The 25,610-nt window shown below is 52.9% G+C and carries 25 protein-coding genes; 8 read left to right on the top strand and 17 right to left on the bottom strand.

The features are described from left to right. From nuoC to lrhA, 5 genes are all read right to left on the bottom strand, one after another. Complete coding sequence (gene nuoC, locus J4650_RS10275; protein ID WP_000247855.1) at nucleotides 1–1,803, bottom strand: NADH-quinone oxidoreductase subunit C/D; 1,803 nt, start codon at nucleotides 1,801–1,803, stop codon at nucleotides 1–3. An 86-nt stretch (nucleotides 1,804–1,889) separates the two neighbouring features. After that, nucleotides 1,890–2,552 carry an NADH-quinone oxidoreductase subunit NuoB gene (gene nuoB / locus J4650_RS10270; RefSeq protein ID WP_000386728.1) on the bottom strand — a complete coding sequence of 221 codons (663 nt, stop codon included), beginning with the start codon at nucleotides 2,550–2,552 and terminating at the stop codon, nucleotides 1,890–1,892. 15 nt (nucleotides 2,553–2,567) lie between these two features. Next, on the bottom strand, nucleotides 2,568–3,011 hold the full coding sequence (nuoA, locus tag J4650_RS10265; protein WP_000062993.1) for an NADH-quinone oxidoreductase subunit NuoA: 444 nt from the start codon (nucleotides 3,009–3,011) through the stop codon (nucleotides 2,568–2,570). 394 nt (nucleotides 3,012–3,405) lie between these two features. Then, entirely contained in the window at nucleotides 3,406–3,558 is a 153-nt protein-coding gene (locus J4650_RS10260; protein ID WP_001522276.1) for a hypothetical protein, read from the bottom strand. A 79-nt stretch (nucleotides 3,559–3,637) separates the two neighbouring features. Continuing rightward, a complete protein-coding gene (lrhA, locus tag J4650_RS10255; protein WP_000606288.1) occupies nucleotides 3,638–4,576 on the bottom strand; it encodes a transcriptional regulator LrhA in 939 nt (312 codons plus the stop codon). A 931-nt stretch (nucleotides 4,577–5,507) separates the two neighbouring features. Here lrhA and alaA point away from each other — a divergent pair. Both alaA and yfbR read left to right on the top strand, forming a co-directional pair. Beyond that, on the top strand, nucleotides 5,508–6,722 hold the full coding sequence (alaA, locus tag J4650_RS10250; protein WP_000074540.1) for an alanine transaminase AlaA: 1,215 nt from the start codon (nucleotides 5,508–5,510) through the stop codon (nucleotides 6,720–6,722). Between the two features lie 93 nt (nucleotides 6,723–6,815). Further along, on the top strand, nucleotides 6,816–7,415 hold the full coding sequence (gene yfbR, locus J4650_RS10245; protein WP_000813882.1) for a 5'-deoxynucleotidase: 600 nt from the start codon (nucleotides 6,816–6,818) through the stop codon (nucleotides 7,413–7,415). Nucleotides 7,416–7,505: 90 nt separating this feature from the next. Here yfbR and J4650_RS10240 read toward each other — a convergent pair whose 3' ends face one another. From J4650_RS10240 to yfbV, 4 genes are all read right to left on the bottom strand, one after another. Continuing rightward, complete coding sequence (locus J4650_RS10240; protein ID WP_001012856.1) at nucleotides 7,506–9,332, bottom strand: SLC13 family permease; 1,827 nt, start codon at nucleotides 9,330–9,332, stop codon at nucleotides 7,506–7,508. Between the two features lie 76 nt (nucleotides 9,333–9,408). After that, nucleotides 9,409–10,086 carry a sugar phosphatase gene (locus J4650_RS10235; protein ID WP_014343872.1) on the bottom strand — a complete coding sequence of 226 codons (678 nt, stop codon included), beginning with the start codon at nucleotides 10,084–10,086 and terminating at the stop codon, nucleotides 9,409–9,411. Further along, nucleotides 10,079–10,573 (bottom strand): YfbU family protein, encoded by a 495-nt coding sequence (locus tag J4650_RS10230; protein ID WP_000426135.1) that lies wholly within the window; start codon nucleotides 10,571–10,573, stop codon nucleotides 10,079–10,081. The genes J4650_RS10235 and J4650_RS10230 overlap by 8 nt, the downstream gene beginning before the upstream one ends. 82 nt (nucleotides 10,574–10,655) lie before the next feature. After that, on the bottom strand, nucleotides 10,656–11,111 hold the full coding sequence (gene yfbV, locus J4650_RS10225) for a terminus macrodomain insulation protein YfbV (RefSeq protein WP_000106617.1): 456 nt from the start codon (nucleotides 11,109–11,111) through the stop codon (nucleotides 10,656–10,658). Nucleotides 11,112–11,450: 339 nt separating this feature from the next. Here yfbV and ackA point away from each other — a divergent pair, with 339 nt between their 5' ends. The 3 genes from ackA (at nucleotide 11,451) to yfcC (ending at nucleotide 16,612) form a co-directional block, all read left to right on the top strand. Further along, nucleotides 11,451–12,653, top strand: coding sequence for an acetate kinase (gene ackA, locus J4650_RS10220; protein WP_000095689.1), 1,203 nt, complete (start codon nucleotides 11,451–11,453; stop codon nucleotides 12,651–12,653). A 76-nt stretch (nucleotides 12,654–12,729) separates the two neighbouring features. Then, complete coding sequence (gene pta / locus J4650_RS10215) at nucleotides 12,730–14,874, top strand: phosphate acetyltransferase (RefSeq protein WP_000086692.1); 2,145 nt, start codon at nucleotides 12,730–12,732, stop codon at nucleotides 14,872–14,874. A gap of 217 nt (nucleotides 14,875–15,091) precedes the next feature. Beyond that, nucleotides 15,092–16,612, top strand: coding sequence for a putative basic amino acid antiporter YfcC (yfcC, locus tag J4650_RS10210; RefSeq protein WP_000117931.1), 1,521 nt, complete (start codon nucleotides 15,092–15,094; stop codon nucleotides 16,610–16,612). Between the two features lie 48 nt (nucleotides 16,613–16,660). Here the strand turns inward: yfcC and J4650_RS10205 are convergent, their stop codons facing one another. The 5 genes from J4650_RS10205 to J4650_RS10185 form a co-directional block, all read right to left on the bottom strand. Continuing rightward, nucleotides 16,661–17,614, bottom strand: a complete 954-nt coding sequence (locus tag J4650_RS10205) for a transketolase family protein (protein ID WP_000593024.1) — start codon at nucleotides 17,612–17,614, stop codon at nucleotides 16,661–16,663. Continuing rightward, the gene (locus J4650_RS10200; protein WP_001103265.1) at nucleotides 17,607–18,437 is read right to left on the bottom strand and encodes a transketolase; all 831 of its coding nucleotides are present in this window, start codon (nucleotides 18,435–18,437) and stop codon (nucleotides 17,607–17,609) included. Before J4650_RS10200 ends, J4650_RS10205 begins: the two co-directional genes overlap by 8 nt. Further along, the gene (locus J4650_RS10195; RefSeq protein ID WP_001522266.1) at nucleotides 18,434–19,825 is read right to left on the bottom strand and encodes a PTS ascorbate transporter subunit IIC; all 1,392 of its coding nucleotides are present in this window, start codon (nucleotides 19,823–19,825) and stop codon (nucleotides 18,434–18,436) included. Before J4650_RS10195 ends, J4650_RS10200 begins: the two co-directional genes overlap by 4 nt. Before the next feature lie 20 nt (nucleotides 19,826–19,845). After that, nucleotides 19,846–20,118: a PTS sugar transporter subunit IIB gene (locus J4650_RS10190; protein ID WP_000699818.1), complete on the bottom strand. Its 273-nt coding sequence runs from the start codon at nucleotides 20,116–20,118 to the stop codon at nucleotides 19,846–19,848. An 80-nt stretch (nucleotides 20,119–20,198) separates the two neighbouring features. Next, on the bottom strand, nucleotides 20,199–20,642 hold the full coding sequence (locus J4650_RS10185; protein ID WP_000901809.1) for a PTS sugar transporter subunit IIA: 444 nt from the start codon (nucleotides 20,640–20,642) through the stop codon (nucleotides 20,199–20,201). Nucleotides 20,643–20,894: 252 nt separating this feature from the next. Here J4650_RS10185 and J4650_RS10180 point away from each other — a divergent pair, with 252 nt between their 5' ends. Further along, complete coding sequence (locus J4650_RS10180) at nucleotides 20,895–21,914, top strand: LacI family DNA-binding transcriptional regulator (RefSeq protein WP_000026949.1); 1,020 nt, start codon at nucleotides 20,895–20,897, stop codon at nucleotides 21,912–21,914. A gap of 5 nt (nucleotides 21,915–21,919) precedes the next feature. Here the strand turns inward: J4650_RS10180 and yfcD are convergent, their stop codons facing one another. Genes yfcD through yfcF form a run of 3 tightly spaced genes read right to left on the bottom strand, consistent with a single transcriptional unit; the run spans nucleotide 21,920 to nucleotide 23,782 of the window. Further along, on the bottom strand, nucleotides 21,920–22,474 hold the full coding sequence (yfcD, locus tag J4650_RS10175) for an NUDIX hydrolase YfcD (protein ID WP_023994401.1): 555 nt from the start codon (nucleotides 22,472–22,474) through the stop codon (nucleotides 21,920–21,922). Between the two features lie 56 nt (nucleotides 22,475–22,530). Beyond that, on the bottom strand, nucleotides 22,531–23,082 hold the full coding sequence (yfcE, locus tag J4650_RS10170) for a phosphodiesterase (protein ID WP_000772458.1): 552 nt from the start codon (nucleotides 23,080–23,082) through the stop codon (nucleotides 22,531–22,533). Between the two features lie 55 nt (nucleotides 23,083–23,137). Beyond that, the gene (gene yfcF / locus J4650_RS10165) at nucleotides 23,138–23,782 is read right to left on the bottom strand and encodes a glutathione transferase (protein WP_000043010.1); all 645 of its coding nucleotides are present in this window, start codon (nucleotides 23,780–23,782) and stop codon (nucleotides 23,138–23,140) included. Between the two features lie 142 nt (nucleotides 23,783–23,924). Between yfcF and yfcG the strand changes: the two genes are divergently transcribed. After that, entirely contained in the window at nucleotides 23,925–24,572 is a 648-nt protein-coding gene (gene yfcG / locus J4650_RS10160) for a GSH-dependent disulfide bond oxidoreductase (protein WP_000566561.1), read from the top strand. Between the two features lie 125 nt (nucleotides 24,573–24,697). After that, on the top strand, nucleotides 24,698–25,591 hold the full coding sequence (locus J4650_RS10155; RefSeq protein WP_001166274.1) for a TIGR01777 family oxidoreductase: 894 nt from the start codon (nucleotides 24,698–24,700) through the stop codon (nucleotides 25,589–25,591). Nucleotides 25,592–25,610 lie beyond the last annotated feature (19 nt).

Genomic DNA, 25,610 nt, shown 5'->3' with positions numbered 1-25,610 from the left:
TTAGCGGTCCACATCTGACATAACAAAATCGATACTACCCAGATAGACAATCAGGTCGGAGACCAGGCTACCGCGGATCGCCGAGGGAATCTGCTGCAGGTGCGCAAAGCTCGGCGTGCGCACGCGGGTACGGTAGCTCATAGTGCTGCCGTCGCTGGTCAGGTAGTAACTGTTAATCCCCTTCGTCGCTTCCACCATCTGGAAGGACTCCTGCGCCGGCATCACCGGGCCCCAGGAGACCTGCAGGAAGTGGGTGATCAGGGTTTCGATATGTTGCAGCGTGCGCTCTTTCGGCGGCGGCGTGGTCAGCGGGTGATCCGCTTTGAACGGCCCTTCCGGCATGTTATCGAGGCACTGCTGAAGAATGCGCAGACTCTGGCGCAGCTCTTCCACTTTCAGCATCACGCGGGTATAGCAGTCGGAAACGCCGCCGCCCACCGGCACTTCAAAGTCAAAGTTTTCGTAGCCAGAGTATGGACGCCATTTACGTACGTCGAAGTCGATCCCGGTCGCGCGCAGCCCTGCGCCGGTGGTGCCCCACTCCAGCGCCTCTTTCGCGCCGTAAGCGGCAACGCCCTGCGAACGCCCTTTCAGAATAGTGTTACGCAGCGCGGCTTTCTCGTAAGAATCCAGACGCTTCGGCATCCACTCAAGGAACTCTCGCAGCAGGCGATCCCAACCGCGCGGCAAGTCGTGCGCGACGCCGCCGATACGGAACCAGGCCGGGTGCATACGGAAACCGGTAATGGCTTCCACCAGGTCATAAATTTTCTGCCGGTCGGTAAAGGCAAAGAAGACCGGCGTCATCGCGCCGACGTCCTGAATAAAGGTCGAGATGTACAGCAGATGACTGTTAATGCGGAACAGTTCGGAGAGCATCACGCGGATGACGTTCACACGATCCGGGACGGTGATCCCTGCCAACTTTTCTACCGCCAGCACGTACGGCATTTCATTGACGCAACCACCGAGGTATTCGATACGGTCGGTATAGGGAATGTAGCTATGCCAGGACTGGCGCTCGCCCATTTTTTCGGCGCCGCGGTGGTGATAGCCGATATCCGGCACGCAGTCGACGATTTCTTCACCGTCAAGTTGCAGGATAATACGAAACGCACCGTGCGCAGACGGGTGGTTCGGGCCGAGGTTGAGGAACATAAAGTCCTCGTTGTCAGTCCCGCGCTTCATCCCCCAGTCTTCCGGCTTAAAGGTCAGCGCTTCCATTTCCAGATCCTGCTTGGCTTTGGTCAGCTCAAACGGGTCGAATTCGGTCGCGCGCGCCGGATAATCTTTACGCAGCGGATGGCCTTCCCAGGTTTGCGGCATCATGATGCGCGTCAGGTGCGGGTGGCCTTCGATATCAATACCAAACATCTCCCAGGTCTCACGCTCGTACCAGTTGGCGTTAGGGAAAAGTTTAGTGAAGGTCGGCACGCGCAGGTCGTTTTCAGACAACGCCACCTTGAGCATGATATCGCGATTACGCTCAATGGAAATCAGGTGGTAGAAAACGGAAAAATCCGCGGCGGGTAACCCGTCACGGTGCGTACGCAGGCGTTCATCCATGCCGTGTAAGTCAAACAGCATGACGTAAGGTTTCGGCAGTTTCTTTAAGAAATCGCCAACCTCCAGTAGTTGTTCACGCTTGACCCAAACAACGGGGATACCGGTGCGGGTCGCCTGAACGGTAAAGGCATCCGGCCCAAAACGGTTGCGCAGTTCGCCGATAACCGGATCATCAAGATGATCGCGGGTACTCCATGCAGCGTCTTGCGCGGTTAAGTCGGTCATATTGTTCACCATTGCAAATGGTCCGTGGTGGTCGGCAGTGCTTCGCGCTATTAAAATAGTGGTTAGCGAAGTGAAGTGCTGCTGCCGACAGGCGCAAATTAAATCTCGTCCGGGGTACGCAGGTTCGTGACGGCAATACGCTCGCCGCGTTTACGTTCGCGTTCTGGCTGCATATTGGCGCGATACACGCCCTGATCGCCCACCACCCATGAGAGCGGACGGCGCTCTTTGCCAATCGATTCTTGCAGCAGCATCAACGCCTGCATATACGCTTCCGGACGCGGCGGACAGCCAGGGATATACACATCCACCGGGATGAACTTATCAACGCCCTGCACTACCGAATAAATATCGTACATGCCGCCGGAGTTGGCGCAGGCGCCCATAGAAATGACCCATTTTGGCTCCAGCATTTGGTCATACAGACGCTGAATAACCGGGGCCATTTTGGTAAAGCAGGTACCGGCCACCACCATCAGGTCAGCCTGACGTGGCGACGCACGCAGCACTTCCGCGCCGAAACGGGCAACGTCATGCACTGCGGTAAAAGAGGTCACCATCTCTACATAGCAGCAAGAAAGGCCGAAGTTGTAGGGCCAAATTGAGTTTTTACGGCCCCAGTTAACCATGTCATGCAGTTTGCCCATGAACACGTTTTTGTTAACTTCCTGCTCCAGGGGGTCGGTTACGATCTCCTGTTTTTGCAGGGGGTAACGGTCATTCTCACCGTTAGGATCTATGCGGGTGAGCGTATAATCCATCTTAATGCCTCGCGGTTAGCGTTGACGATTAGCGATACTGTTCGTTTCCGGGTTCATACGCTCGCGGCGTGAACGCGCGGGCGTCCAGTCCAACGCGCCAATACGCGCCAGATAAACCAGACCAGCCAGTAACACAAAAATAAAAATTGCAGCTTCCACAAAGCCAACCCAGCCGCTTTCGCGGATAGAAGTTGACCATGCGAACAGATACAGCGCTTCAACGTCGAAGATAACGAAGAACATGGCTACCAGGTAAAACTTGGCAGACAGGCGTAAGCGGGCGGTGCCGACCGAGTCGATACCTGATTCAAACGGAACGTTCTTGTGCCTCGCGCGTGCGCGACCGCCCAAAAACCAACCGCCTACCAGCATCAGGCAGCACAGGCCAATGGCAACGATAAGAAAGATAGCGAATGCCCAGTGATGAGCGATGACTTCAGTGGATGTTGACATACTCATTGCTTACTCATCAAAAGTAGCGCCAGTTTCTCTGCTCTTTACGGCAGATGGACGCCACATCGATTCATGGGGAGGAATAAAAAAAACCCTACAATTACTGTAGAAAATGATAAAAACAGCTAATTGATGTGGTTTTTTACTCCTTTCTATAACCTTTTGTCAACTTTAACAAAAGTTCCTTCACATTAATTTACATCAATTCATCATCATTAACATTAAGTGCCATCCTGGAGAAAATGACTCTTCGACCAGGGGGGATTTTATGTTGTTGAATCGTGTCCGTTGTGAAGCAAAAGAAATAACACACACCTATTTTGACAGGAATTTGTGAAGATGCCTCCCCCTAAATGGGAGTATTTTCTTGATCTGTGACACGCTTTTGTTAATTCACCCCCTAAAACAGCAACAATTTCTCTAGTTTTTTAACATGCAAATTCATAAAATGGATGTTCTGGTTATTTTTTGCCCACATTGAACTGCGAATCGCTACTGGCTGATTTACCGCAACTTTTACAATTTGTGCGGTTAAGCGCGTACAGATGGGCACAAAAAAAGAGCCACTGAGCGTTTTTTCATCGCCAGCGGCTCTTTTTTACATTTACGACTTAGCGCCTTTTGCCTGCGAGCTACTCAAAACCCCCTTCCACCATCAGCGGATCATCTCCGCCCTCTGCAGAAAACTGGTTGTAATGCCATGGGTTTTGATAGCTTTCCATCGCATGGAAAATCACCATCGCCAGCTCGTTCTGGCTATTGGGATCGCGGCACAACAGATATTCCGTATCCGGCAAAGGCGGTAATCCGTCTGCGGCGCCCAGCACGCGAAGGTCGGGACTCATCATTTCGACAGGTCGAGCCGTTACGCCAAGACCGGCTTTAACGGCCGCGCGTACCGCCGGTAATGTAGACGCCACATAGGCCAGCCGCCAGGGAATACCCGCTGCATTTAGCGTCTCCAGCACCATATCGCGGAATGGACTGGGATCGTCCAGCAGGACTAGTGGTACGGGCTCTCCCCTTTGCAAAACATACTCAGCCGCACAATACCAATGGGTGGGCGAGGTCCGCAAATTCAGACAGTCCAGCGAATGAGGTTGGTTAGTCGTCACCACCAAATCTACTTCCTGCGATTTAACCATGTCCACCATATAGGCGTTGCGTTTTACCCGTACATCAAGCGCGAGTTTCGGATAAACCGAGCTGATTCGGCTAAGCAAAAAAGGCAGGATAGTATCAGCTGATTCATCAGAAGCGCCGATTGTTAACACTCCCTGAAGATTACTGAACATTAATGATGAACACGCCTCATCATTAAAACGCAGGATTTTTCTGGCGTACCCCAGAAGCTGGATACCGTGTTCGGTCAAAAGTTTGTTACGGCCATGGCGGGCGAACAATTCCTTTCCCACGAGTTGCTCAAGACGCTGCATTTGCTGACTGACCGCAGACTGAGTACGACATACCGCCGCCGCCGCCGCGGCGAAGGTGTTCAGATCGGCAACGGCCACGAACGTTCTCAGCAGATCGAGATCGAGGTTAATTATCGGACGATTTGCATTTATCATAATTTTTCACTTACTGGCGGGTCATATCGGGCTGACCTGGTTAATGCTGTGCATTCAGAAACAAGCAATTCCATTTGTAATGTGCATCCTTCGCAGTACCGCCTGGTTACCCAGGTAAATGTTAGAATGTAATTGAAAATACGACCAAAACACTTCTCTTACTTACTGATATAATACCAAATGCAACTGATCGGGATATATCAAAGAGAATGTGTCATACCTTTAGGCGTCTACAGATTTCTGCTAATGATGGACGTGTAAATCTTGTAACAGCGTCAAATAGTTTACCGAGACGCACAGATACAAAAACAATATATTGAACAATAGGTTATGTATAAAATCGCGTCATGATAATTAGCAGACAACGCAGACTACGCCCCCGTTTCGGATCATTATCTTAACCTAAAACCGCTATATTTATAAGTATTATTACGAATAATCTTAACCTGGGATATGTTATGCTAATCGGACCAGAAAGATATTATTACGACTTTAGTAAATGCTTTTTAAATATTAAATAATAATTAATTAAGATTTCTACCATTCATTAATTATACTTAACAATAGTTTCACACCCCCCGCCGCCGGAAAGGTCTAACCTTCTCATTTTACCTTTAATACTCAGTATTTCCGAAATAGCCGACGCGACACTAATGATGAATGCTTATCTCTCATAAAACAGATAATTTCTGACAACATAAAAAACCACATTACGCGCAATAATATAGAACAAAACACCATACATACAGACAAAAATAGAAAATACATCTAACTAAATGATTTTATGAAGTTTTAAACAGTTCGAAAGCGCGTTAAAAATAAACAAAATCTTCTTCTGTTCACTCTTCAAAACTCACCGTCGTGGGAGTACATTGTTTCGTGCTGACTTCCACGGCAGGGAGTGGCAATAACAGCTAAAAGGTCAAGATTCATGTCCCCCATTGAAAAATCCAGCAAACTCGAAAATGTCTGTTATGACATTCGTGGCCCCGTTCTGAAAGAAGCGAAACGCCTTGAGGAAGAAGGTAATAAAGTTCTTAAACTGAATATCGGCAACCCCGCCCCCTTCGGATTCGAAGCGCCGGACGAAATTCTGGTCGATGTCATTCGTAATTTGCCGACGGCGCAAGGATATTGCGACTCGAAAGGGCTTTATTCCGCCCGTAAAGCGATTATGCAGCATTATCAGGCCCGTGGAATGCGCGATGTAACCGTGGAAGATATCTATATCGGTAACGGCGTTTCCGAGCTGATCGTTCAGGCGATGCAGGCGTTGCTTAACAGTGGCGATGAAATGCTGGTTCCCGCGCCCGATTATCCGTTATGGACAGCAGCGGTATCGCTCTCCAGCGGCAAGGCGGTACATTATCTTTGCGATGAATCTTCCGACTGGTTCCCGGACCTTGACGATATCCGCGCCAAAATCACCCCACGTACGCGTGGTATTGTCATTATTAATCCAAACAACCCTACTGGCGCCGTCTATTCTAAAGAATTGTTGATGGAAATTGTCAACATTGCGCGCGAGCATAATCTCATCATCTTCGCCGATGAAATTTATGACAAGATTCTCTATGACGATGCCGAGCATCACTCTATCGCCGCACTGGCGCCTGATCTGCTGACCATCACCTTTAATGGGTTGTCTAAAACCTATCGCGTCGCCGGCTTCCGCCAGGGCTGGATGGTGCTGAACGGGCCGAAAAAACATGCGAAGGGCTATATTGAAGGACTGGAGATGTTAGCCTCAATGCGCCTGTGCGCCAACGTCCCGGCGCAACATGCTATTCAGACCGCGCTCGGCGGCTATCAAAGCATTAGCGAATTTATTCTGCCGGGCGGTCGACTGTATGAACAGCGTAACCGCGCCTGGGAGTTGATTAACGATATCCCCGGCGTTTCCTGCGTAAAACCGCGCGGCGCGTTGTACATGTTCCCCAGGATCGACGCTAAACGTTTTAATATTCACGACGACCAGAAGATGGTGCTGGACTTCCTGCTACAGGAAAAGGTGCTGCTGGTGCAAGGTACCGCCTTTAACTGGCCGTGGCCGGATCACTTCCGCATTGTGACGCTACCGCGTGAAGATGACCTGGAGATGGCCATCAACCGTTTTGGGCGTTTCCTCTCAGGTTACCATCAATAATCTTAAATTCAGGCTACTTCGGTAGCCTGAATTGCATCTTCATCCCCCTCCCCGCACAATGAAGTCTGCCGCAGTGAAAACAAAAGGTAATCTATGAAGCAGAGCCATTTTTTCGCCCATCTCTCCCGCATGAAGTTGATTAACCGCTGGCCGCTGATGCGTAACGTGCGTACGGAAAACGTCTCCGAACATAGTCTGCAGGTGGCGATGGTCGCCCATGCGTTGGCGGCGATAAAAAACCGTAAATTTGGCGGTCAGCTCAATGCTGAACGCATCGCGCTTCTGGCGATGTATCATGATGCCTCGGAAGTACTGACCGGCGATCTGCCGACGCCGGTAAAATATTTTAATTCCCAGATAGCCCAGGAATATAAAGCGATCGAAAAAATCGCCCAGCAAAAGCTGGTTGATATGGCGCCGGATGAATTACGCGATATTTTCGCACCGCTTATTGATGAGAATGCCTGGAGCGAAGAAGAACAGGCAATAGTAAAACAGGCCGATGCGCTTTGCGCCTACCTGAAATGCCTGGAGGAGCTCTCAGCGGGAAACAATGAGTTTGGACTGGCAAAAACGCGGCTGGAAAAAACGCTGGAATTACGTCGCAGCCAGGAGATGGACTATTTTATGGCGGTGTTCGTACCAAGCTTCCATCTCTCTCTTGACGAGATAAGCCAGGATTCACCGCTTTAGTTGCCGGATGGCGGCTAACGACTTATCCGGCCTACCGTTCTTCCCGTAGGCCTGATAAGCGTAGCGCCATCAGGCCTTTTCCAGCCTGGGTTAAAACGGAAACAACATTGGAATCATCACAATACAAACCGCCATCACAATAAGCGTGAACGGCACGCCAAGCTTCACAAAATCGCTAAAGCTATAGTTTCCCGGCCCCAGAACCAGAGTATTGACCGGCGATGAAACCGGCGTCATAAAGGCGGCGGATGCCGCCATCGCTACCGCCATCGCAAACGGATAGGGCGACACACCCATCGATTTCGCCGCCGCCAGCGCAATCGGCGCCATCAGCACCGCCGTTGCCGTGTTAGAAATGAACAGTCCTATGACGGCGCACAGCACGAACAGGCATCCCAGCATCATATACGGCCCATAGCCGCCGCCGATATCCATTAACCCTTGCACGACCAGAGAGACGCCGCCGGTTTTTTGCAACGCCAGCGCAAACGGCATCATACCCACAATCAAGATAATACTCGGCCAGTGGATCGCTTTATACGCGCTTTCAGCATCAATACAGCGAAATTTTCCCATCAGCAGGCAGGCGATAATCGCCGCGATCGGGTTGGGAATTTCATCGGTCAACATCAGCGCCACCATCAGTACCAGGCAGAAAATGGCGTGCGGCGCCTGGCTGTGCGCAGGAGAGGCTTCGCTGACCTCGACCGGCATATTCAGCACCACAAAGTCGCGGCCTTTTTGCCCCAGCAGGCTGATTAACTTCCAGTTCCCCACAACCAGAATGATATCGCCCATCAATAACGGTTCATCGGCCAGCGATCCTTCCAGCGCGACGCCGTCGCGTTTCAGGCCGACCACATTCAGCCCGTAACGTGTACGGAAGGCGATTTCACGCACCGACTTGCCTATCAGTTCAGACTCCGGAATAAGCGAAATTTCCGCCATGCCAACATCCAACGCCTGATCGGAAAAATATTCTCCACGCAATACCATCGGTTCCAGCAGTTGCTCGGCGCAGAACTCTCTGAGGTCAACCTCCGCCGCCGACATATCAATCAGCAGAACGTCGCGAGCGCGAAACTCCGATACGCCGTTCACATTGACGATAACCCGCCGAAAGCGCCGCCAGCGTTCAACGCCGATGACATTGGCGCCGTAACGTTCGCGCAGTTTAAGGTCGTCCAGCCGCTGTCCCACCATCGGCGAACCGGGGCGAATCGCCAGACGCCGAGCGCGCCCCGTCAGACGGTACTCGCGGATAAGATCGCGGAAAGTGCGACGCTTACCGGCCTGTTGTCCGGGCGCATCGCCTTTTAGCATGAAGCGCATCACCAGCATATAAACAATGCCGAGCGCCAACACCACTATCCCCAGCGGCGTCACGCTAAAAAAGTTGAACCCGTGCAGGCCTTCACGCAGCAGTTCACTGTTAACCACCAGGTTCGGCGGCGTCGCCACCAGCGTCATCATTCCGCTGATAAGCCCGGCAAAACTCAGCGGCATCATCAGGCGCGAAGGCGAGGTCTGCATATGCATAGAAACGCTAAGAACAACGGGGATAAAAATCGCCACCACGCCGGTTGAACTCATGAAAGCGCCAAGTCCGGCGACGGTGATCATCAGTAAAACCAGCATTTTGATTTCACTGCTGCCCGCCATTTTAACCAGCCAGGTACCGACCACCGTCGCAACGCCGGTGCGCACGAGGCCGTCGCCAATAATAAATAAGGCGGCGATAAGAATGACATTCGGATCGCTAAAGCCGGAGAAGGCTTCCGGAAGGGTCAAGGTACCGCTAAGGACAAAAGCAACAATGACGAATAAAGCCACCGCATCCATACGTACTTTGCCCGTCGCAAACAACACGACGGCAATCGCCAGTAAAGAGAGAACCCAAATCAATTCACCGTTCACAACATATCCTTGTCAGATGAGAAGATAACGCGATTCTGCCATAAATATGCCCCGCCAAAGCGGGGCGATATCATGATCAGGTCTTTCTTAACACCACCACATCGCCGTTTGGTTGTTTAGCGACCGATAATTGCGTCAGGCTATCCAACGCAAAATCAACATCCGCCAGACGCGGCGTGTCGGCCGGCGCATTGACCGCAATGACGTGGCAGCCCGCAGCCAGCCCGGACAGCACGCCAGCCGGGGCATCTTCTACTACGACGCACTCCTGAGGGGCCAGGCCAAGCAGTTGTGCGCCCAGCAAATACGCATCCGGCTCCGGTTTGCCGCGTTTGACTCGTTCGGCGGTGACAAACACCTCTGGCGCTGGAAGGCCCGCGACCTGATGGCGCGCACGCGCGACCGGCATTGAACCGGAGGTGACGATAGCCCACGGAATGCCCACTTTATTCAGGTGATTGAGTAAATCGACTGCCCCCGGCAGCGCGGTGATCCCTGCGGTTTCAGTGGCTTCTATTTGCTCCAGGCGCGTAAACTCAGCGGCAATTTCCGCCTCCGATTTACCCGCCATAAAATGCCGCAACGAGGTGATCGCCTGTTTGCCATGAATAAAGCCCAGCACCTCATCATGAGCAAGGTTAAAACGATCGGCCCAGCTACACCACGCGCGTTCAACGGCAGGTAATGAGTCAACCAACGTTCCATCCAGATCAAACAGAAAACCTTTACACTGCACGCGAGCCTCCTCAGGCATTAATGATTTGATTGATTTCATTCGCGCTCAGGTGGTACTGACGCGGGCAGGCATGCCAGACATTCAACATCCGCTGGTATTTTTCCCACATCGGCGTCTGGGCATTAAAGCCGTGTGTCCCGGCGTCAAAGTGAGTGTAGCGTCCTTCTATATTCACCATAAAACGGACATAGCCGAGGTAGCGCGCTTCTGTCGCGGCGTCAAACCCCAGGAAGGTGACGCGACGTTCGTCGATGGCTTGCGTATCTTTGAGGTTGGTCCAGGAGACGTGCAGGGCATGGTACATCTCCATAATATCGATGATGGTACGACAGGTCTCTTCCGTCAGCTCGCCAAACTCGCGATCCAGCTCGCGCATCTGCAGGCCGTAGCCGCGTTCAATAATTGTTTGTAAGCGACGGTAACGCTCGGCGTTGGTGGGATCGAGCATCGTCATCATTTTGTACTGGTTAGACAAAATCAGACGTTGCGCGTTGGTCATTTCCATTTTGAACTCCTGTATCACGCTATAGCGATGAAAAAAAGAAGGCATTGGTATGCCTTCTTTTATATGCGTAATCCGGGGTCAATTACAAATCATCCAGGAAAGTTTTATCCAGTTGTTTGAAGGCGCGCTTAAGCGTGTCAGCTAATGCCTGGTAATCCGGCTTTCCTTCTACCGGCGCCAGCGCTTGTCCAGCCTCCTGCAATTTACCGCGAACTTCGTAAAACCAGTTAAGGATTGAAGGCGGCAATGGCGTCACGGAACGTTTCCCTAACCACCATAATCCCTGCATAGGCAAGCTCAGGGCGAACAGGGCGGTCGCCACGGCCGGACCTAACTGACCGCCCAGCGCTATCTGCCAGCATAATGTAAAGACGGCGACAGGCGGCATAAATCGTATGGCATAGCGCGTCATACGAATGACGCGGTTTTCGACGAAAACGGGCGCCAGCCGTTTTTCCATCGGCCACGTCTTCGCGTAGTGCTGCCCCCGGCGAAATAAGCTAAAAAAATTTACGGAGCGATTATCCGGTGTCGACATGGCCTACCTCAACTTCACATATAAAATTTAAAAAATTTGTACAAAACAACAACTGCGAGGGACAACGTTCAAAACATTTTGTCTTCGATACCCACTATCAGGTATCCTGTGTCGGCCTGTCAAAGGCCGGTAGTTTAAAATCATTGAGTCGTCAATATTACACATAGTATGCCATTGGCTGAAAAATACGCAAAATGGCATAGACTCAAAGGTATTTCTTCCATCATGCCCAAAAAAACTCCTGCGCATGATGTTAATCATAAATGTCAGGGCTATCATGCGCTACGCTCTATGGCTCACTGACGTTTTTTTAGCCACGTATCATAAATAGGTACTTCCATGTCGAGTAAGTTAGTACTGGTTCTGAACTGCGGTAGTTCTTCACTGAAATTTGCAATTATTGATGCAGTTAATGGTGATGAATACCTTTCTGGTTTAGCCGAATGTTTCCATCTGCCAGAAGCACGCATCAAATGGAAAATGGACGGCAGTAAACAAGAAGCGGCTTTAGGTGCAGGCGCCGCTCACAGTGAAGCGCTGAACTTTATCGTTAACACTATTCTGGCACAAAAACCAGAACTGTCTGCGCAGTTAACTGCAATTGGTCACCGTATCGTACACGGCGGCGAGAAGTATACCAGCTCCGTAGTCATTGATGAGTCCGTCATTCAGGGCATCAAAGATTCCGCCTCTTTCGCACCGCTGCATAACCCGGCTCACCTGATTGGTATCGCCGAAGCGCTGAAATCTTTCCCGCAGCTGAAAGATAAAAACGTTGCAGTGTTCGACACCGCGTTCCATCAGACCATGCCGGAAGAATCTTACCTGTATGCCCTGCCGTACAGCCTGTATAAAGAACACGGCGTTCGTCGCTATGGCGCACACGGCACCAGCCACTTCTATGTAACTCAGGAAGCGGCAAAAATGCTGAACAAGCCGGTAGAAGAACTGAACATTATCACCTGCCACCTGGGCAACGGCGGTTCTGTTTCCGCTATCCGTAACGGTAAATGCGTGGATACCTCTATGGGTCTGACCCCGCTGGAAGGCCTGGTCATGGGTACCCGTTCCGGCGATATCGACCCTGCGATTATCTTCCACCTGCACGACACTCTGGGCATGAGCGTGGACCAGATCAACAAAATGCTGACCAAAGAGTCCGGTCTGCTGGGTCTGACTGAAGTGACCAGCGACTGCCGTTATGTTGAAGACAACTACGCCACCAAAGAAGACGCAAAACGTGCGATGGACGTTTACTGCCACCGCCTGGCGAAGTACATCGGTTCTTACACCGCTCTGATGGACGGTCGTCTGGATGCAGTCGTGTTCACCGGCGGTATCGGTGAAAACGCCGCGATGGTTCGCGAACTGTCTCTGGGTAAACTGGGCGTGCTGGGCTTTGAAGTCGACCACGAACGTAACCTGGCGGCCCGCTTCGGCAAATCTGGTTTCATCAACAAAGAAGGTACCCGTCCGGCGGTGGTGATCCCAACCAACGAAGAACTGGTTATCGCGCAGGACGCGAGCCGTCTGACTGCCTGATTTCACACCGCCAGCCTCGCTGGCGGTGCTGTTTTGTAACCCGTCCCCAAAAGACGGTAACGAAAGAGGATAAACCGTGTCCCGTATTATTATGCTGATCCCTACCGGAACCAGCGTCGGCCTGACCAGCGTCAGCCTCGGCGTCATCCGTGCTATGGAACGCAAAGGCGTTCGTCTGAGCGTCTTTAAGCCTATCGCCCAGCCTCGCGCTGGCGGCGATGCGCCTGACCAGACCACTACTATCGTTCGCGCGAACTCTACCCTGCCGGCGGCTGAACCGCTGAAGATGAGCCACGTTGAATCTCTGCTCTCCAGCAACCAGAAAGACGTGCTGATGGAAGAGATCATCGCGAACTACCATGCGAATACCAAAGACGCGGAAGTGGTGCTGGTTGAAGGTCTGGTTCCGACCCGTAAACATCAGTTCGCTCAGTCTCTGAACTATGAAATCGCGAAAACGCTGAATGCGGAAATCGTTTTTGTCATGTCTCAGGGTACCGACACGCCAGAACAGCTGAACGAGCGTATCGAACTGACGCGCAGCAGCTTCGGCGGCGCGAAAAACACCAACATCACCGGCGTTATCATCAACAAACTGAATGCGCCGGTTGATGAACAAGGTCGTACTCGCCCGGATCTGTCGGAGATCTTTGACGACTCTTCCAAAGCGCAGGTGATCAAAATCGATCCTGCTAAACTGCAGGAATCCAGCCCGCTGCCGGTTCTGGGCGCGGTGCCGTGGAGCTTCGATCTGATTGCGACCCGCGCTATCGATATGGCGCGTCACCTGAACGCCACCATCATTAACGAAGGCGATATCAAAACCCGCCGCGTTAAATCCGTTACGTTCTGCGCGCGTAGTATTCCGCATATGCTGGAACATTTCCGCGCAGGCTCGTTGTTAGTGACCTCCGCTGACCGTCCGGACGTACTGGTCGCAGCTTGCCTGGCCGCGATGAACGGCGTAGAAATCGGCGCCCTGCTGCTGACCGGCGGCTATGAAATGGACGCGCGCATTTCTAAACTGTGCGAACGCGCATTCGCCACCGGTCTGCCGGTCTTTATGGTGAACACCAACACCTGGCAGACTTCGCTGAGCCTGCAAAGCTTCAATCTGGAAGTCCCGGTTGATGACCATGAGCGCATCGAGAAAGTTCAGGAATACGTCGCGAACTACGTTAACGCTGAGTGGATCGAGTCGCTGACCGCCACTTCCGAGCGTAGCCGTCGTCTCTCTCCGCCGGCGTTCCGCTACCAACTGACTGAGCTGGCGCGTAAAGCCGGTAAACGCGTAGTGCTGCCGGAAGGCGACGAACCGCGTACCGTCAAAGCGGCGGCAATCTGCGCTGAACGCGGCATCGCCACTTGCGTTCTGCTGGGCAACCCGGATGAAATCAACCGCGTCGCGGCATCTCAGGGCGTTGAGCTGGGCGCAGGTATTGAAATCGTCGATCCGGAAGTGGTGCGTGAAAGCTATGTCGCTCGCCTGGTTGAGCTGCGTAAGAGCAAAGGCATGACCGAACCGGTTGCCCGCGAGCAGCTGGAAGACAACGTGGTGCTCGGCACGCTGATGCTGGAGCAAGACGAAGTCGACGGCCTGGTTTCCGGCGCGGTTCATACCACCGCCAACACCATCCGTCCGCCGCTGCAGCTTATTAAAACGGCGCCGGGTAGCTCCCTGGTCTCTTCTGTGTTCTTTATGCTACTGCCGGAACAGGTTTACGTTTACGGCGACTGCGCAATCAACCCAGACCCGACTGCAGAGCAGCTGGCAGAAATCGCGATTCAGTCTGCGGATTCCGCCATTGCCTTCGGCATCGAACCGCGTGTGGCAATGCTCTCCTACTCCACCGGCACCTCTGGCGCGGGCAGCGACGTAGAGAAAGTACGTGAAGCGACGCGTCTGGCGCAGGAAAAACGTCCTGACCTGATGATCGACGGTCCGTTGCAGTACGACGCCGCGGTCATGGCTGACGTAGCGAAATCCAAAGCGCCGAACTCGCCGGTTGCGGGTCGCGCTACCGTGTTCATTTTCCCGGATCTGAACACCGGTAACACCACCTACAAAGCGGTACAGCGTTCTGCCGACCTGATCTCCATCGGGCCGATGCTGCAGGGTATGCGCAAGCCGGTGAACGACCTGTCCCGTGGCGCGCTGGTTGACGATATCGTCTACACCATCGCCCTGACGGCAATCCAGGCTTCTCAGCAGCAGCAGTAACAGTAAAAGCTAATGCCGGATGGCGGCGTGAACGCCTTGTCCGGCCTACAGGTGAGATACCGTTGTAGGCCGGATAAGACGCGTTAGCATCGCCATCCGGCATTCTGCTATTTACCCTGCAAAGCGGAATTTTTTGCTTAACTGCGCTGCATCAATGAATAACTATTCCCTTCTTCTCATACTTAGCCTCTTTGCTTTGCAACAGGGATAGTCTGTCATGTCTGTCGTTACAGAATCAAAAACAGCCAGAAAATGGGCAATGCCCGATACGCTGGTCATCATCTTTTTTGTCGCCATTTTAACCAGTATCGCCACCTGGGTCGTACCCGTTGGGATGTTTGATAGCCAGGAAGTGCAGTATCAGGTCGATGGTCAGACAAAAACCCGCAAAGTCGTCGACCCGCACTCTTTTCGCATTGTGACCAACGAGGCCGGGGAAGCGCAGTATCATCGCGTACAATTTTTCACTACCGGCGATGAAAGACCAGGGCTGATGAATTTTCCGTTTGAAGGGTTAACATCCGGATCGAAATTCGGCACTGCCGTCGGCATCATTATGTTTATGTTGGTGATTGGCGGCGCATTCGGCATCGTGATGCGTACCGGCACCGTGGATAACGGCATTCTGGCGCTTATTCGCCACACGCGGGGCAACGAAGTCCTGTTTATTCCGGTGCTATTTGTCCTCTTTTCGTTAGGGGGCGCCGTATTTGGCATGGGCGAAGAGGCGGTCGCCTTTGCAATTATCATAGCCCCGCTGATGGTCAGGCTGGGCTATGACAGCATTACCACCGTCCTGGTGACCTATATCGCCACCCAAATTGGCTTTGCCAGTTCGTGGATGAACCCTTTCTGCGTAGTCGTCGCCCAGGGGATTGCCGGCGTGCCGGTACTTTCCGGCTCCGGGCTGCGTATTGTGGTCTGGATTGTCGCCACGCTGATTGGGCTGGTTTTTACGCTGGTCTACGCCTCACGCGTGAAAAAGAATCCGCTGCTGTCCCGCGTCCACGAATCCGATCGCTATTTCCGCGAACAGCAGGATGAAGTCGTCCAGCGCCCTTTCACCTTCGGTGACTGGCTGGTACTGCTGGTCCTGACCGGCGTAATGATTTGGGTCGTCTGGGGCGTGATTGTCCACGCCTGGTTTATTCCGGAGATCGCCAGCCAGTTTTTCACCATGGGCGTGGTGATCGGCCTCATTGGCGTTATCTTCCGCCTCAACGGTATGACGATCAACGTGATGGCGTCCTCATTCACCGAAGGGGCGAGGATGATGATCGCGCCCGCCTTGCTGGTGGGTTTTGCCAAAGGCATTCTGCTGCTGGTCGGCAACGGCGAAGCCGGGGAACCCAGCGTGCTCAATACGCTGCTTAACAGTATCGCGCATGGCATCAGCGGGCTTAATAATGCTATCGCCGCCTGGTTTATGCTGCTCTTCCAGGCGGTATTTAATTTCTTTGTCACGTCCGGTTCGGGTCAGGCGGCGTTAACCATGCCATTACTGGCGCCGCTCGGCGATCTGGTCGGCGTTAACCGTCAGGTGACTGTTCTGGCCTTCCAGTTTGGCGATGGCTTCAGCCATATTATCTATCCGACATCGGCCTCGCTGATGGCCACGCTGGGTGTGTGCCGGGTCGATTTTCGCAACTGGCTGAAAGTGGGGGCGTCGCTGCTGGGACTACTGTTTATTATGTCCAGCGTGGTCGTCATTGGCGCGCAGATGATGGGATATCATTGATCCAAAATGCCGGATGAGCATCAGCGCCATCCGGCAATATCTCCATGATTAAAGCAGTGATTTCGCGGCTTCTACAATCGCTTCGGCGGTGAGTCCGTACTCTTTTTGTAAGAAATCCTGCGTTCCTACCTGCCCATAACGCTCTTTGACGCCAACACGGCGCATCGGCACCGGACAGTTTTCCACCAGCACTTCCGCCACCGCTGACCCCAGTCCATTATGGATGCTGTGGTTTTCACACGTGACGATACGCCGCGTTTTTTCCGCGTAGTTTTTCACCAACATGCGATCGATAGGCTTTAAGGTGAACATATCAATGACCGCGGCGCTCACACCTTCCTGCTCCAGTTGGCGCGCCGCCTCCAGCGCCTCCGCCACCATAATGCCGTTGGCGATAAGCGTAATATCATCGCCCTCGCGCAGTACGTTGCCCTTGCCAATGGTAAAGGTAGAGCCTGGCGCATAGATACTCCGCGCCTGCTTACGGATGGTACGCAGCCAGTAAAAACCGTCCAGGTCCATTAGCTGGCGTAAAATATCCGCGAACATCACCGCATCCGTCACCTCCAGTACTACGGAGTGCGCCAGCCCGCGAACAATCCCCATATCTTCAAAAGACATATGGGTGCCGCCGTTATGGCACGCTGTCACTCCGGCATCGGAGGCGATCACTTTGACGTTGTTACGCTGATAATCCAGCGCCATGAAGAGCTGATCAAAACAGCGACGGCTGGCAAAAGCGGTAAAGGTATGCACAAACGGTTTACGACCGGTCAGCGCCAGCCCCGCCGCCGTGCCAATCACATTCGCCTCCATAATACCGCAGTTAATGACATGCTGCGGGTAGTCACGCGCCACGCTGTCCATCGCCATTGAGCTCATTAAATCAGCCTCAAGCGCAATAATTGGGCTTCCGGCCTCAATCTGCCCGGCGACAAAACCGGCGTAAACTTTGCGCATTTCGATATCGTCTTTAAGCCCTGCGGGCGCAAGCTTAATCATGCATGACCTCCAGTTGATGAATGGCCTCATTGAGCGTCTGCTTCATGCCATCCGTCAGGCGTAAGTGGTGAGAATTCGTTAACTGCTCCAGGCATGGCACCCCCTGCCCTTTAATGCTGTCAAGGATCACTACCCGTGGCTGGGCATCGGCGGGCGGCACAGGCTGAACCACCGCCAGTAGTCCGGCGATATCATCGCCTTTGACGGTGACGACATCGAAACCAAACGCGCGGAATTTCCCTTCCAGATCGAACGGATTGATAATCTCCTCCAGCTCACCGTCAAGCTGCTGTTTGTTCCAGTCAATGAAAACGGTCAGATTATTCAGGCGGTGGTGGGCAATAAACTGAAACGCCTCCCAGCACTGCCCTTCATTCAGCTCGCCATCGCCGACAATGCAAAATACCCGATTGGGTCGCCGCGCCAGTTTATGCGACAACGCCATACCGCCCGCAATAGAGATGCCCTGTCCCAGTGAGCCGGTCGTGGCGTCCACGCCGCGCGTTTTTAGCCGATCCGGATGGCTGGGAAGACGGGTGCCGTTCTGGTTAAGCGTATTCAGCTCTTCGCGCGGGAAATAGCCTTTAATCGCCAGGGTACTGTACAACGCGGGGCCCGCATGGCCTTTCGACAGTACGAAGTAATCGCGTTCCGGCCAGTCCGGGTCGGCAGGGTCGATTTTCATCACCGCGCCGTACAGAACCGCCAGAGTTTCCACTACCGACATGCTGCCGCCATAGTGACCAAAGCCAAGATGGTTTAAGGATTTGAGCGTGGCGACGCGAATGTCGCGCGCCAGTTGGGTGATTTCGGTTACGTTCATTCTTTCGCTCCGCTATTTTCCTGCACTTCGGCAGTCGCTTTTTTGTTTTTGGCCAACACGTTGTACGCCACCAGTAGCGCGAATAGCGCCACCACCAGCCCCGTGATAGCCATCGGCGACAGATAACGCGCCAGGTTGCCCAGCAAAATACCGATTACGCCAAAGTCAGCATCCGAGAACGTGGTATTGGCGAAGCCGATCGCGCCGAGAACCGGCAGTAACAGCACTGGCAGGAAAGTGATTAATAGACCATTAGCAAATGCGCCGATCATCGCCCCGCGGCGACCGCCGGTGGCATTGCCAAAGACGCCTGCGGTCGCGCCGGTAAAGAAGTGCGGCACAACGCCTGGCAGGATCAACACAAGCTTCATCTGTCCAAGCAGGAACAGGCCCACCAGCCCACCGAGAAAACTGAACAGGAAGCCAATCAGTACCGCGTTAGGGGCATAGGGATACACCACCGGGCAGTCCAGCGCCGGACGCGCGTTTGGCACCAGTTTTTCTGAAAAGCCGGTAAAGGCCGGAACAATTTCCGCCAGAATCAGACGGACGCCTTGCAGAATGATGAATACGCCGGCGGCGAAGGTGATTGCCATGATGATGGCGTACACCAGATAGTTTTGCCCGCCGCTAAACGTCGCTTCGACATACTCACGCCCTGCGCTGACTGCCATGATCAGATAGATAATCATCATGGTCAGCGAAATCGAGATAGAACTGTCGCGTAAAAAACTGAGGTTTTTCGGCAGGTTCATCTCTTCCGTGGAGCGGGAGCCTTTACCACACAGGCTGCCAATCCAGCCGGAAAGCACATATCCCAGGGTACCGAAGTGACCAAACGCAATGTCATCGGTACCGGTAATCCGCCTCATATAACGTTGGGCCAACGCCGGGAAGAAAGCCATCACCAGCCCCAGGATCAGCGATCCGGTGAAGACCAGCCCTACGCCCTCAAACCCCGCCACGGTCAGGATTACGCCAATCATACAGGCCATGTAAAAGGTGTGATGCCCGGTCAAAAAGATATATTTAAGACGCGTAAAGCGCGCCACGACAATATTGGCCACCATACCAAATGCCATAATTAACGCCGTGGACGCGCCATATTTTTCCAGCGCGATTGAGACTATCGCTTCATTATTAGGAATAATGCCCTGAATATTAAAAGCGTGTTCAAACATACCCCCTAGCGGATTTAATGAACCCACCAGTACGGTTGCGCCGCCGCCAAGCACAATAAAACCTAAAATGGTTTTAATCGTGCCTTTTACCACATCGGAAAACGCTTTTTTCTGCGCCACCAGACCAATCAGCGCAATTAACCCTACAAGCACCGAGGGCACTTTTAAAATATCAACAACAAAATTCAGCGTTTCAAGGATAAACATATCCACCTCGCCAGCAATAATTATTGTTTAGCGAACCATGCGCGCAGCTGCGTTTCCAGTTCGTTGATGTCGATGATGTTATTGATCACCACCAGTTGGCTTTCCGGTACGCTGGCGCTGGCCGCGATATCTTTGGCCATTACAAAAAGATCGGCAGCCCCGGGCGTGGCCGATGAGAGATCGGAGTGTTCCACTTCAGCGTCAATATTGAGTTTCTTTAATACTTTTTTAATGTTCATTTCTACCATAAAACTACTACCCAGGCCGGAACCGCAAATTGCCATGATTTTCATTATTGTCACCTTTTAAAAGTAGAGTTGGTCTGCATCACGCACAGGCGTAATGTTATTTACCGCAAGAAAATGGAATAAAATCAGAAACGGTCAATAATCTTTTTAATGTCCTCCAGGTTTTTTGCCTGATGTAATTTTTCCATATCTACATCACTGGAAAATAATTCCGCCAGCGCCGATATCATTTCGATATGACTGTGCTTATCAGGCGCCGCCAGCATAATAATGATGTCAACCGGATCGAATTCGTCTGCGCCAAATGAAACGCCGCGCTGTAGTTTCAGTAACGATAAACCTAACCCTTTCGCCCCCTCTTCCGGCCTCGCATGCGGCATCGCTAACCCTGGCGCTAATACATAATACGGCCCAAGCTTTTGGTGCTGCTGAACAATCGCCGTAATGTATTCCGGTGCGATAACACCTGCGTCCAGCAGGGGTTTGCCGCAAATTTCCAGCGCCTGCGGCCACGTTTCCACGCTCTCCTGTAGCGTGATGGTTGCGTCAGATAACCAGGTTCCCAGCATGTTATTCGCCCCCACGGTGTATGAAATTATGAACAAACTTTATTCAAGCCATTCGATATTAGCTGCGATCGTTATCACAAAGATAGCGCTACCAGCGACTATTACTCAGAATTGTGATAGCGCTATCAAATTAAAATCATGGTGTGAAATCACAGCAAAAAAGCGGATTTAAGGCGTATACTGCCAGTCATGCGAAGCAAAGAACGACAATAAAAAAGCATCTCAACATGTTGTAATGACGCAGGAATTTGTATGTCGATACCCCGTAAACGGCGCAGTACCGGTAAAGTGACTATCGCCGATGTAGCCCAACTTGCCGGTGTAGGCACGATGACCGTATCACGAGCCTTACGCACGCCGGAACAGGTCTCTGATAAACTCCGGGAGAAAATCGAAGCGGCAGTGCATGAGCTGGGCTATATGCCTAATCTCGCCGCCAGCGCGCTGGCGTCTGCCTCCTCGCACACCATCGCGATGGTCGTACCGAACCTTGCGGAAGCGGGGTGTTCTGAAATGTTCGCCGGGCTGCAACAAATTTTACAGCCCGCTGGCTACCAGATTATGCTGGCGGAATCGCAACATCGCGTGGAACAAGAGGAGAAGCTGCTCGAAACGCTGCTGGCCTCCAACATTGCCGCGGCGATTCTGCTTAGCGTCGAACATAGCACTACCGTGCGCCAGTGGCTGAAAAATGCCTCTATCCCGGTGATGGAGATGGGCGCGATTCGCAGCGATCCTATTGATATGAATATCGGTATTGATAACGTTGCGGCAATGTATGAGCTGACGGAAATGCTGATTCAGCGCGGTTATCAGAATATCGGGCTGCTATGCGCCAATCAGGAGCAGTGGATTTTTCAGCAACATCTGCACGGCTGGTACAAAGCGATGCTTCGCCACCATATGTCGCCAAACCGGGTGATTAATGCCGCTTTGCCACCCAATTTTTCTACCGGCGCGTCGCAACTGCCGGAGTTTTTACTGGCGTGGCCGGAGCTGGACGCGCTGGTATGCGTATCGGATGAGCTGGCCTGCGGCGCGTTATACGAGTGCCAACGACGGCGGATCAAAGTTCCGGACGATTTAGCGGTGGTCGGGTTTGGCGATAGCGATGTCAGCCGGGTCTGCCAGCCGCCGTTAACCACCATGGCCGTACCGCACCGTAAGATTGGCAGTGAAGCCGGACGGGCGCTGTTGGAAAGGTTAAATCAGGGAAACTGGAGCGATCGGAAATCCATCGCCTCCAGTTTATGTATGCGGGAAAGCTGCTAAAACGCTTATTCCGTCTCTTCCGGTTTCTCCTGAGGCGCGGCTTCGTTTTTGGCGTTGCGGGTCATCCACAGCGCCAGCGCTTTGAGCGAGTCCGGCGTAAACTCATCACAGCGCGCGGTGATCTCCTCCGGAGTCAGCCAACACACTTCGCTGACTTCATCTTCCTGAAGCGCGAAAGGCCCGTGGGAAACGCAGCTAAACAGCGCGCCCCAAACCCGGCAATGTTGGTCTTCAAAGTAAAACAGACCGTGTTCGGCAAACGGCACGCCTGCAATACCCAACTCTTCTTCCGCTTCGCGGCGGGCAGATTCCAGTAGCTGCTCATCAGCCTGGACCACGCCGCCTGCGGTAGCATCTAACATACCGGGCAAAAAATCTTTTGTTTCGGTACGACGCTGCACCAGAATTTTACCCATACCATCATGAACGACGATATACGTCGCACGATGCCGTAAGCGTTGCGCACGCATCTGTTCCCGGCTGGACTGTGCAATGACTTCATTGTCTTCATTCACAATATCCACCCATTCCGTACTTGCCAAACGACGCTGTTCCACCATCAGGAAACCTTCTTATTTCTGGCGCTCTTACGGCGCATTTACGTTTGTGAGGTAAATTACGAGTTAATTGCAACCTGCGCAATGATACTTTGATCATTGAGTGCGATTACGCTCAACACATTATCATCCAGAATACCGTAGCTTGCCGCATACCCGCCTTTCGGGATGCTCACTGACCCAGGATTAAAGTGATACAGTCCTTCCTGCTGTTGCGCCACCGGCAGATGCGTATGACCATAGACCAACACATCGCCAGTATGCAGAGCGGGCAGATTCGTCGGCCCGAAGAGGTGCCCATGCGTTAAAAATAGCCGCCTCTCTTGCGTCAATATTTGCTGCCACGGCGCAGTGATCGGGAAATGCAGCAGCATCTGATCCACTTCGCTATCGCAGTTGCCGCGCACGGCAATGATTTGCGTCGCCACCGCGTTCAGGCGTTCGGCTACCTGGGCGGGCGCATAGCCTTCAGGCAGCGCATTTCGCGGCCCGTGGTTAAGGACATCGCCTAATATCACCAGCCAACGCGCGCCGCTTTGCGCGAACCGCTCAAGCACGCGTTCCGTGGCGGGTAAAGAACCATGAATGTCCGATGCGAACATCAGTTTCATCGCTCACTCCTCGTTGTGAAAAACGGCGTTATGATACTGGAATATGAATAGATTTTCAGCCTGAACGCTTCGAGGAAAGCGCAATAAAACGCTGTACGGAAGCACGCTGCCACTGGAATGTCGCATATGCCGCCAGCGATGCCGGCACGTCATCGCCATGCAGCGCCAGACGATTGATCATCAATGCCAGATCGGTATCGGCAATGCACCATTCACCAAATAAATTTTGCGTCCCCTGCCCCAATAGCGCTTCAGCCGTCGCAAACAGTTTTGCCGCGCTGGCTTTTCCAGCCTCGCTTAACGGCGCTTTTTTCGCCCCGGCAAACACCACGTCGGTAGGCCGTTCTTCGCGAAGCGGCAGTAAATCGCTGCGTAGCCACGCCTGAATCTGTCGCGCGCGGGCGCGTTTTTGTAAATCGTGCGGGTAGATACGCTCCCACTGCGGCGGCGCGAAACGCTCCTCCAGGTATTCCGCAATAGCGGACGACTCGCTCAACTCAAAATTGTCGGCCTCAAGCACCGGTACGCGCTGCGTCAGCGCATATCCTCGCCAGCCAGGTTGCAGATGTTCTCCCTGGTCCAGATCGCGAGTTTTCAGAGTAAAGGAAAGCCCTTTTTCTTGTAATGCCACCCAGGCGGACAAGACGTAGGGAGAGAAAAAGTTCGCATCCGACCACAGCACAATAACAGGCTTACTCATAATGTCCTCTTGAGGGCGTATTAGGTTTCTTCCCAAAATATAGCGTCTTTCGCCTGCTGTCACCTGATGAAAACTCACACACATCAGGAGGCTTTCTATACTTAATTCAGCCCAGACTCTTTACGCACATGCAGGAGCCAAAATGATTGACCTTTACTACGCCCCCACGCCCAACGGGCATAAAATAACGCTGTTTCTGGAAGAGGCGGAGCTGGCGTATCGTTTGCTAAAAGTAGATATCAGCAAGGGCAATCAGTTTCGCCCTGATTTTTTGGCTATCTCTCCCAATAATAAAATTCCTGCCATCGTCGATCACGCCCCGGCAGACGGCGGTCAACCGCTTAGTCTTTTTGAATCCGGCGAAATTCTTCTCTACCTGGCGGAAAAAAGCGGCAAACTGCTTAGCGGGGAGCTGCGTGAACGCCATACCACGCTGCAATGGCTGTTCTGGCAGGTCGGCGGGTTAGGGCCGATGCTGGGCCAGAATCATCACTTTAACCACTTTGCGCCGCAGGCCATCCCCTATGCAATTGAACGCTATCAGGTTGAAACGCAACGCTTATACAACGTCCTGAATAAACGCCTGGAAACCTCCCCGTGGCTGGGCGGCGACCACTACAGTATTGCGGATATCGCCAGTTGGCCGTGGGTTAACGCACATCAGCGTCAGCGAATCGATCTTGATAGCTACCCGGCGGTGTATAACTGGTTTGAACGCATTCGCACGCGTCCTGCGACAGCGCGCGCACTGTTACAAGCGCAACTGCACTGTAACAGTACGAAAGCGTAACGCGGTAGCATACATCATGTATGATGTAGAGGTGTATACACGGAAAAAACCTGCGTCCGGCACCCTTATTCGTATTAAAAACCCGACATTAGGGAAGAGGAAATCCTCCCTACTCTGGAGGTCATATGCAGATTCTGATTACCGGCGGTACGGGCCTGATAGGGCGTCATCTCATTCCCCGGCTGTTAACACTGGGGCACCAGGTGACGGTCGTTACGCGCAATCCCGATAACGCGCGTCAGATTCTCGATTCCAGAGTGACATTATGGAAAGGGCTGGCGGAACGTGAGCACCTCAATGAGATTGATGCCATCATCAATCTGGCGGGCGAACCGATTGCCGACAAGCGCTGGACGTCACAACAAAAAGAACGGTTGTGCCAAAGCCGCTGGGCTATCACGCAAAAGTTGGTGGATTTAATTCATGCCAGCGCTACGCCGCCCTCGGTGTTGATATCCGGCTCCGCCACGGGCTATTACGGCGATCTGGGCGACGTTGTCGTCACTGAAGATGAGCCGCCGCACAACGAATTTACGCATAAACTTTGCGCCCGCTGGGAACAGATTGCCTGTCGTGCGCAGAGCGACCAGACCCGCGTCTGCCTGCTGCGTACCGGCGTTGTCCTGGCGCCGCAAGGCGGGATTCTGGGGAAAATGGTTCCGCCGTTTCGCCTCGGACTCGGCGGTCCGGTGGGTAATGGTCGACAATATCTGGCCTGGATTCACATCGACGATATGGTCAACGGCATCCTGTGGCTGCTGGATAACGATCTTCGCGGTCCCTTCAATATGGTCTCGCCGTATCCCGTCCATAATGAGCATTTTGCTCATGCGCTGGGTCGCGCGCTGCGCCGTCCGGCGATTATTCGCATTCCGGCGACGGCAATTCGCTTATTGATGGGAGAGTCGTCAGTGCTGGTGCTGGGCGGACAGCGGGCGCTGCCAAAACGGCTTGAAGCCGCCGGATTCGCATTTCGCTGGTATGATTTAGAAGAGGCGCTGGCGGATGTGATTCGCTAGTTCCTAAAGCGCCGTATCC

This window comes from Salmonella sp. 32120201201600049SM, from assembly GCF_017572835.1.
GTDB lineage: Bacteria > Pseudomonadota > Gammaproteobacteria > Enterobacterales > Enterobacteriaceae > Salmonella > Salmonella enterica.
Note: the sequence above shows the minus strand (reverse complement) of the source record. Positions and strands in the feature narration are given on the sequence as shown.

What these genes read in the sequence shown, in the direction of transcription:
- nuoC (WP_000247855.1), bottom strand. Translation starts at nt 1,803, where the DNA reads ATGGTGAACAATATGACCGACTTAACCGCGCAAGACGCTGCATGGAGT.
- nuoB (WP_000386728.1), bottom strand. Translation starts at nt 2,552, where the DNA reads ATGGATTATACGCTCACCCGCATAGATCCTAACGGTGAGAATGACCGT.
- nuoA (WP_000062993.1), bottom strand. Translation starts at nt 3,011, where the DNA reads ATGAGTATGTCAACATCCACTGAAGTCATCGCTCATCACTGGGCATTC.
- lrhA (WP_000606288.1), bottom strand. Translation starts at nt 4,576, where the DNA reads ATGATAAATGCAAATCGTCCGATAATTAACCTCGATCTCGATCTGCTG.
- alaA (WP_000074540.1), top strand. Translation starts at nt 5,508, where the DNA reads ATGTCCCCCATTGAAAAATCCAGCAAACTCGAAAATGTCTGTTATGAC.
- yfbR (WP_000813882.1), top strand. Translation starts at nt 6,816, where the DNA reads ATGAAGCAGAGCCATTTTTTCGCCCATCTCTCCCGCATGAAGTTGATT.
- J4650_RS10235 (WP_014343872.1), bottom strand. Translation starts at nt 10,086, where the DNA reads ATGCCTGAGGAGGCTCGCGTGCAGTGTAAAGGTTTTCTGTTTGATCTG.
- J4650_RS10230 (WP_000426135.1), bottom strand. Translation starts at nt 10,573, where the DNA reads ATGGAAATGACCAACGCGCAACGTCTGATTTTGTCTAACCAGTACAAA.
- yfbV (WP_000106617.1), bottom strand. Translation starts at nt 11,111, where the DNA reads ATGTCGACACCGGATAATCGCTCCGTAAATTTTTTTAGCTTATTTCGC.
- ackA (WP_000095689.1), top strand. Translation starts at nt 11,451, where the DNA reads ATGTCGAGTAAGTTAGTACTGGTTCTGAACTGCGGTAGTTCTTCACTG.
- yfcC (WP_000117931.1), top strand. Translation starts at nt 15,092, where the DNA reads ATGTCTGTCGTTACAGAATCAAAAACAGCCAGAAAATGGGCAATGCCC.
- J4650_RS10205 (WP_000593024.1), bottom strand. Translation starts at nt 17,614, where the DNA reads ATGATTAAGCTTGCGCCCGCAGGGCTTAAAGACGATATCGAAATGCGC.
- J4650_RS10200 (WP_001103265.1), bottom strand. Translation starts at nt 18,437, where the DNA reads ATGAACGTAACCGAAATCACCCAACTGGCGCGCGACATTCGCGTCGCC.
- J4650_RS10195 (WP_001522266.1), bottom strand. Translation starts at nt 19,825, where the DNA reads ATGTTTATCCTTGAAACGCTGAATTTTGTTGTTGATATTTTAAAAGTG.
- J4650_RS10190 (WP_000699818.1), bottom strand. Translation starts at nt 20,118, where the DNA reads ATGAAAATCATGGCAATTTGCGGTTCCGGCCTGGGTAGTAGTTTTATG.
- J4650_RS10185 (WP_000901809.1), bottom strand. Translation starts at nt 20,642, where the DNA reads ATGCTGGGAACCTGGTTATCTGACGCAACCATCACGCTACAGGAGAGC.
- J4650_RS10180 (WP_000026949.1), top strand. Translation starts at nt 20,895, where the DNA reads ATGTCGATACCCCGTAAACGGCGCAGTACCGGTAAAGTGACTATCGCC.
- yfcD (WP_023994401.1), bottom strand. Translation starts at nt 22,474, where the DNA reads ATGGTGGAACAGCGTCGTTTGGCAAGTACGGAATGGGTGGATATTGTG.
- yfcE (WP_000772458.1), bottom strand. Translation starts at nt 23,082, where the DNA reads ATGAAACTGATGTTCGCATCGGACATTCATGGTTCTTTACCCGCCACG.
- yfcF (WP_000043010.1), bottom strand. Translation starts at nt 23,782, where the DNA reads ATGAGTAAGCCTGTTATTGTGCTGTGGTCGGATGCGAACTTTTTCTCT.
- yfcG (WP_000566561.1), top strand. Translation starts at nt 23,925, where the DNA reads ATGATTGACCTTTACTACGCCCCCACGCCCAACGGGCATAAAATAACG.
- J4650_RS10155 (WP_001166274.1), top strand. Translation starts at nt 24,698, where the DNA reads ATGCAGATTCTGATTACCGGCGGTACGGGCCTGATAGGGCGTCATCTC.